Annotated in this window: 6 protein-coding genes; all 6 read left to right on the top strand. The window is 36.5% G+C overall.

Annotated elements, in window-relative coordinates; genetic code table 11:
* Positions 1 to 421 precede the first annotated feature (421 nt).
* Positions 422 to 1,825 (top strand): glucuronate isomerase, encoded by a 1,404-nt coding sequence (gene uxaC / locus QUH73_RS19665; RefSeq protein WP_289532154.1) that lies wholly within the window; start codon positions 422 to 424, stop codon positions 1,823 to 1,825.
* Between the two features lie 24 nt (positions 1,826 to 1,849).
* Positions 1,850 to 2,887 (top strand): sugar kinase, encoded by a 1,038-nt coding sequence (locus QUH73_RS19660; protein WP_289532153.1) that lies wholly within the window; start codon positions 1,850 to 1,852, stop codon positions 2,885 to 2,887.
* Between the two features lie 78 nt (positions 2,888 to 2,965).
* Complete coding sequence (locus QUH73_RS19655; protein ID WP_289532152.1) at positions 2,966 to 3,637, top strand: bifunctional 4-hydroxy-2-oxoglutarate aldolase/2-dehydro-3-deoxy-phosphogluconate aldolase; 672 nt, start codon at positions 2,966 to 2,968, stop codon at positions 3,635 to 3,637.
* 6 nt (positions 3,638 to 3,643) lie between these two features.
* A complete protein-coding gene (locus QUH73_RS19650) occupies positions 3,644 to 4,483 on the top strand; it encodes an SDR family oxidoreductase (protein ID WP_289532151.1) in 840 nt (279 codons plus the stop codon).
* Between the two features lie 115 nt (positions 4,484 to 4,598).
* A complete protein-coding gene (gene uxuA / locus QUH73_RS19645; protein ID WP_289532150.1) occupies positions 4,599 to 5,780 on the top strand; it encodes a mannonate dehydratase in 1,182 nt (393 codons plus the stop codon).
* Between the two features lie 46 nt (positions 5,781 to 5,826).
* A complete protein-coding gene (locus QUH73_RS19640; protein WP_289532149.1) occupies positions 5,827 to 7,275 on the top strand; it encodes an MFS transporter in 1,449 nt (482 codons plus the stop codon).
* Positions 7,276 to 7,403 lie beyond the last annotated feature (128 nt).

Genomic DNA, 7,403 nt, shown 5'->3' with positions numbered 1-7,403 from the left:
ACTAAATTTCAATTTTTTCAAAGAACTTTTTTATATTTTAATGGGACACTAGTGAAGTAAAACAATGAATACAAATCCCTTTATTCTTAACTAGATGCAATTTAAATAACATATTTATCATTACAATTCACCGCATTATTTATGACACTCTTCAATATATGCCATTCCACCCATTCCAAAGGATTTGCACAGATTAGCATTGCTAATTATAACGAACTAAAATCAGGTATTCTTTAAATAAATTTAATTTAAAATCATCCACTCGTTTGCTATAAATAAAAAACCTTTCTATCTTCGTGTCCGAACACGGACGTGTTTTAAATTTAAACTTGCAAAAGGTTTTATTATTTAAACAATCGTTTTAAACATTTTTTTTTAAAACCACCGTGTGCGAAAACGAAACTTATTTGATACAATATCGATGAAGAAATTTTTAGACAAAGATTTTATTCTTGAGACCGATACAGCAAAAAAACTGTATCATGAATTTGCAGCCGATCTTCCAATTATCGATTATCACTGCCATATTTCCCCAAAAGAAATAGCCGAAGATAAACGATTTGAAAACATGACTCAAATATGGTTATATGGTGACCACTATAAGTGGAGAGCTATGAGAACCAATGGTATAAAAGAAGAAGGTATCACCGGAGAATCTTCCTCTGACAGAGAGAAATTCGAAAATTGGGCCGGTACAGTTCCATATACATTGAGAAACCCTCTTTACCATTGGACACACTTGGAGCTAAAAAAGCCTTTTGGCATTGAAAAAATAGTAAATCCTGATACATCTGAAGAAATCTGGAACGAGTGCAATAAAAAATTGAATACTCCTGAGTTTTCATGCAGAAGCTTAATTCGCAAAGCCAATGTTGAAGTTATCGGTACAACCGATGATCCCGCCGATTCGTTGGAATATCACAAAGCGATTAAAGATTCCGGATTTGAAACCAAGGTGGTTCCATCATGGAGACCGGATAAGGCAATGGCTGTTGATGATGCATCGGAATACAACGCATATATCAACAAACTGGCCACAGCATCTGAAATGGAAATCAACACATTTGAAGATTTACTTTCTTCTCTTCAAAAACGACATGATTTCTTTGCTGAAATGGGTTGTAAGGCTTCCGATCATGGTTTAGAGCAGTTTTTTGCTGCTGAATATACAAATAATGAAGCCTCTGAAATTTTTGTAAAGATCCGAAAAGGAGAAGAATTGAACGAAAAAGAAGTTTTGAAATTCAAATCAGCTATGTTATATGAATTTGCTGTTTTGGATCATTCAAAAGGATGGGTTCAGCAATTCCATATTGGTGCTATTCGTAACAATAACACCGGAATGTTCAACAAATTAGGTGCTGATACTGGATTCGATTCAATTGCGGACAAATTGGTCGCTGAAGATATGTCGAAATTCCTAAATCGTCTGGCTACTGAAGAAAAATTAACAAAAACTATTCTTTACAATCTAAACCCTGCTCATAACGAAGTTTATGCAACTATGTTAGGGAATTTTCAGGATGGCGAGATAGCAGGTAAAATTCAGTGGGGATCAGGATGGTGGTTTTTGGATCAAAAAGATGGCATGGAAAAACAAATGAATGCTCTTTCTAATCTTGGTCTTTTAAGTCGCTTTGTTGGAATGCTAACTGACTCAAGATCATTCTTAAGCTACAGTCGTCACGAATATTTCCGCAGAATTCTTTGTAACCTAATTGGTAACGATGTTGAAAAAGGATTAATTCCGTACAACGAAGAATTATTGAAAGAAGTAGTACAAGGAATCTGTTACTATAATGCTAAAAACTATTTCAATTTTTAATCTTACTCAAACAAAATAATAAAGATGAATAAAGTAGTTACTTTCGGTGAAATCATGCTAAGACTTGCAACACCAGGTTATGCTAGATTTTCTCAAGTTGATAATTTTAACGCTACTTATGGCGGAGGTGAAGCTAATGTTGCCGTTTCTTTGGCAAATTATGGCATTGAGGTTGATTTTGTAAGCCGCCTTCCAAAAAATGATATTGGCCACGCTTGTATGATGGATTTAAGAAAATACGGCGTTGGTGTTGACAACATCGTTTGGGGTGGAGATCGTTTAGGAATTTATTTTTTGGAGACTGGAGCTGTTAGCCGTGGTAGTAAAGTTGTTTACGACAGAGCTAATTCTGCTGCCTCTGAGCTTAAAATCGGAATGATTGACTGGGAAAAAGTATTTGAAGGTGCATCATGGTTTCATTGGACAGGTATTACTCCTGCTATTTCGCAAGGTGCAGCTGATGTTTGCTTACAAGCTATTAAAGAAGCCAACAAAAGAGGTATTACCGTTTCAACAGATTTAAACTACAGAAAAAATCTTTGGAAATATGGCAAAACTGCAAACGAAGTTATGCCGGAATTAGTTGCCGGCTGCGACGTAATATTAGGAAACGAAGAAGATGCCGAAAAAGTTCTAGGAATCAAACCAGAAGGTGTTGATGTTACCGGCGGACATGTTGAAGCAGGAGCTTACTTATCTGTTTCTCAACAAATCATGAAACAATTTCCTCGTTGCAAAAAAGTAATTACCACTTTACGTGGATCTATCAGCGCGAACCACAATTCGTGGACCGGTGTTTTATACGATGGAAACGAATTGTACAAAGCAAATAATACGTACCAAATAACACACATCGTTGATCGTGTTGGTGGCGGTGATTCATTTATGGGTGGATTAATTTACGGATTAATTACATGGCCAAAAGATGATCAGAAAGCTCTAAATTTTGCAGTTGCAGCATCTTGTTTGAAACATACAATCTATGGCGATTACAATCAAGTTACTGTTGACGAAGTTGTGAAGTTAATGGAAGGCGATGCATCCGGACGAGTTGCTAGATAAATTATGAGTTATGAATCATAAATGAAGAATACTTCAATCATATAATTCATAATTCTCAATTCATAATTATATAACGAAATGGCTCAATATTCAAGAATAGAAGTTGCTTTAAAAATGAAAGAAGTTGGAATGATTCCAGTATTCTTTCATTCAGATATAGAAGTTTGTAAAGAGATCGTTAAAGCATGCTACAAAGGTGGTGCGCGCGTATTTGAATTCGTTAACCGCGGCGATTTTGCACATGAAGTTTTCGCAGAACTAATTAAATGGACTGCTAAAGAATGTCCGAAAATGATTTTAGGTGTTGGGTCTGTAATTGATGCCGGTACAACTTCATTATACATCCAGTTGGGTGCAAATTTTATTGTTTCTCCAATCTTAAATGCGGAAATGGCTAAAGTTTGTAACCGTCGAAAAATAGCATGGTCACCGGGTTGTGGATCATTAACAGAAATTTCATACGCTGAAGAATTAGGTGCTGAGGTTGTAAAAATATTTCCAGGAGAACAAGTTGGTGGTCCTGAATTTGTAAAAGCCGTAAAAGGTCCTTTCTCATGGTCTTCAATTATGCCAACAGGAGGAGTTAAACCAGAAATCGGAAACCTGACAGAATGGTTCAATGCCGGTGTTCATTGTGTAGGAATGGGATCTCAGCTGATGATAAAAAATGCAGATGGATCATTCAATTACGAAGCAATTGAAGCTGCAACTGCCAATGCTATTTCTATCATCAAAGAAATCAGAAAATAAAAAAGAATGGAAACCAATTTAAGAAATAAAGTAGCCGTTGTTACCGGTGCCGGAGGAGTAATTTGCTCTGCCATGGCTAAATCATTGGCTGCGATGGGTGTAAAAACGGCATTGATTGATATTAATGCTGATGCTGTTGAAAAATTAGCTCAGGAAATTGAAACCAAATACAATGTTTCTTCAATTGGGGTTGCAGCAAGCGTACTTGATAAAGAATCACTGCAGGAAGCAAAAGGGATAATCAATAATAAGCTGGGGAGTATAGATTATCTTATCAATGGAGCCGGAGGGAATTCTCCTCTGGCTACATCTGGTGTAGATCAAATGGTAGATTCTGATCTTGACAATCTGGAAGAAACTTTCTTTGGAATGAAAATGGAAGGTTTCGATAGAGTTTTTGACTTGAACTTTAAAGGAACGATTCTTCCAACGATGGTATTTGCCATGGATATGATTGAGAAAAAAGGAGGTTCAATAGTAAATGTATCTTCTATGAACTCTTACCGTCCACTGACCAGAATTGCAGCATATTCCGCAGCAAAAGCTTCTGTGAACAATTTTACGCAATGGTTAGCAGTTCATTTTTCAAAAATGGGAGTACGTGTAAATGCAATAGCTCCTGGATTTTTGTTGACAAATCAGAATCGGTTTTTACTAACCGATGAAACAACAGGTGAACCAACTGCACGAGGCGTAAAAATTATTAACAATACACCAATGGAACGTTACGGTACTCCAGAAGAATTACAGGGTACTCTACTTTATCTATTATCGGACTGGTCTGCTTTTGTTACAGGGGTTGTTATTCCTGTTGATGGAGGATTTAGTGCGTATAGTGGAGTTTAGCAGGCTTTTTAGTTTTAATTATATATTATTTAGGTTAGCGTGTTTATGTGACAAAACGGAACAAGAATTCAATCACCTCTTGTCCGTTTTGTCCATTAACTATAAAACAAACAACATGTCATTAGAACAAACATGGAGATGGTACGGTCCAAACGATCCAATCTCACTTCAGGAAATAAGACAAACCGGGGCAACCGGTATTGTATCGGCTCTTCATCAAATTCCAAACGGAGAAGTATGGCCCATTGACGAAATCAAAAAAAGAATATCCGAAATTGAAGCTGCCGGACTAACTTGGTCGGTAGTTGAGAGTGTTCCGGTTCATGAGGATATAAAAAAACAAACCGGCAATTATAAAGTATACATAGAAAATTACAAGCAGAGCATCAAAAATTTAGGTGAATGTGGTATTGAAACCATTTGCTACAATTTTATGCCTGTTTTGGATTGGTCAAGAACCGATTTGGAATTCAACTTTACGGATGGATCGAATGCATTAAAATTCGACATGGTGACTTTTGCCGCCTTTGATATTTATATTTTAAAGCGTCAAAATGCAAATGAAGATTATTCTGTTGAAATGATAAGTCGTGCCAAAGAAAAGTTTGACAGCATGTCTGACGCTGAAATCGAAAAAATTACCCGAAATGTAATTGCAGGTCTTCCTGGAGCCGAAGAATCATACACCTTGGAAAGTTTCCAAAAAGTATTGGATGGCTACAAAGAAATTGATGCGTCCAAATTAAAAAAACATTTGCATGAGTTTTTACGCGAAATTATTCCTGTTGCCGAACAAGCAGGTGTAAGAATGGCAATTCACCCGGATGATCCGCCACGTGCTTTGCTTGGCTTACCTAGAGTTGTCAGCACCATCGAAGACGCTCTGGAATTAACTAAAGTAGTTGACTCGATTTCAAATGGAATTACATTGTGTACAGGATCATTTGGTGCCGGTCATTTTAATGATCTTCCGGAAATGACAAGGATATTAGCTCCCCGAATCAATTTTGTTCATCTTAGAAATGTAACTAGAGACGAGGAAGGAAACTTCTTCGAAAACTATTTGTTTGATGGAGATATTGATATTCCAGCTGTAATGAAAGCTTTACTGATAGAAGAAAAAGAACGTAAGGAATCAGGCCGAAAAGACTGGCAAATTCCTATGCGTCCCGATCATGGAAATAAAATGCTGGATGATCTTCCAAAGAAAACAAACCCAGGATATTCTTTGTACGGCAGAATGAAAGGATTGGCGGAATTACGAGGTCTTGAATTAGGAATAAGCAAAAATTTATGAAGTTTGTCTTTAAAAAACAAAATTATTAATCTCTAACGATAAATAAATGACTGCAATACAAATAAAAGGAAATATGACTAAGTACAGGTGGCAAATCTGTTCATTACTCTTCTTTGCTACGACAATTAATTACATGGATAGGCAAGTACTCTCACTTACCTGGAAGGATTTTATAGCCCCTGAATTTCACTGGACCAATAGCGACTATGGTAATATCACAGCTTTGTTTTCTGTTTTTTATGCTGTAGGTCTTTTAGTTGCAGGCCGATTTATTGATTGGCTAGACACAAAAAGAGGTTTTATATGGGCTATTGGTATTTGGTCAGTAGGAGCTGTATTACATGCTTTTTGTGGTATTGCCACATCGGGTATCGTTAGCGGCGAATGGTTTCTTGATTTTGAAAACGCAAAAGAAGCCATAAAACAAGTGAGCAACGTTTCTAAAGTTATTAATGTTAGTGTAGTTCTTTTCGTCTTTGCGCGATTTGTTCTCGCCATTGGTGAGGCTGGAAACTTTCCGGCTGCAATTAAAACTACAGCAGAATATTTCCCCAAGAAAGACAGGGCTTATGCTACAAGTATTTTTAACGCAGGAGCAACAGTTGGGGCATTAGCTGCACCAATAACAATTCCGGTAATTGCTTCCCATTTTGGATGGGAAATGGCATTTATCATTATTGGAGCTTTAGGATTTGTTTGGATATTCTTTTGGAAGTTTATGTACAAAAAACCTCACGAACACAATAGAGTAAATCCTGCTGAGTTAGCCTATATTAATCAGGATAACAGCAGTGATGATGACAAAACTACTGCAAACGAAAGTCTGAAAATATCATTTGTTGATACCTTTAAATACAAACAAACCTGGTCGTTTATTATTGGTAAATTCATGACAGATGGTGTTTGGTGGTTCTTTTTGTTTTGGACACCAGCCTACTTAAGTGATGTTTATGGTTTAACTTCCAGCAGTACAATGGCTCAGTTATTACTGTTTGTTTTATATGCAATCACATTATTGTCTATTATTGGAGGATGGCTCCCTACTTATTTTGTTGATAAAAAGGGAATGGATCCATATGCCGGACGAATGAAATCGATGCTTATTTTTGCATTCTTCCCTCTTTTGGCTTTATTAGCTCAACCCTTAGGTACTTATTCTTATTGGTTCCCTGTTATTATCATTGGTATTGCCGGAGCAGCACATCAAGCATGGTCTGCAAATATTTTCTCTACTACAGGAGATATGTTTCCTCGTTCATCAATAGCAACCATTACCGGAATTGGAGGAATGGCCGGAGGTTTAGGTTCATTCTGCATCAATAAAGGTTCTGGAGTTCTTTTCGACTTTGCAGCAAACACCAATATGAAGTTTATGGGGTTTGAAGGAATCAGAGCAGGTTATTTCATCATTTTTTCAATTTGTGCGGTTGCTTATTTAATTGGTTGGGTCATTATGAAATCTTTGGTTCCTCATTACAAGCCAATAACAGAATAACAGCAATTAAATAAACCCCTCAATACTTTACTCTTAGGATTCTAAATTTTTTATGAGTTAATGTATTACTTTTGTTTCATAATTGTAGTTAGAGTTTGTTAATTTCAGGAAGGATAAATTCCTTCCTG

This window comes from Labilibaculum sp. K2S (assembly GCF_030372765.1).
Classification (GTDB): domain Bacteria; phylum Bacteroidota; class Bacteroidia; order Bacteroidales; family Marinifilaceae; genus Labilibaculum.
Note: the sequence above shows the minus strand (reverse complement) of the source record. Positions and strands in the feature narration are given on the sequence as shown.

Excerpts from the sequence above, each read along its gene's own strand:
- QUH73_RS19660 (WP_289532153.1), top strand. The coding sequence starts at position 1,850 with ATGAATAAAGTAGTTACTTTCGGTGAAATCATGCTAAGACTTGCAACA.
- QUH73_RS19640 (WP_289532149.1), top strand. The coding sequence starts at position 5,827 with ATGACTGCAATACAAATAAAAGGAAATATGACTAAGTACAGGTGGCAA.
- QUH73_RS19650 (WP_289532151.1), top strand. The coding sequence starts at position 3,644 with ATGGAAACCAATTTAAGAAATAAAGTAGCCGTTGTTACCGGTGCCGGA.
- uxaC (WP_289532154.1), top strand. The coding sequence starts at position 422 with ATGAAGAAATTTTTAGACAAAGATTTTATTCTTGAGACCGATACAGCA.
- QUH73_RS19655 (WP_289532152.1), top strand. The coding sequence starts at position 2,966 with ATGGCTCAATATTCAAGAATAGAAGTTGCTTTAAAAATGAAAGAAGTT.
- uxuA (WP_289532150.1), top strand. The coding sequence starts at position 4,599 with ATGTCATTAGAACAAACATGGAGATGGTACGGTCCAAACGATCCAATC.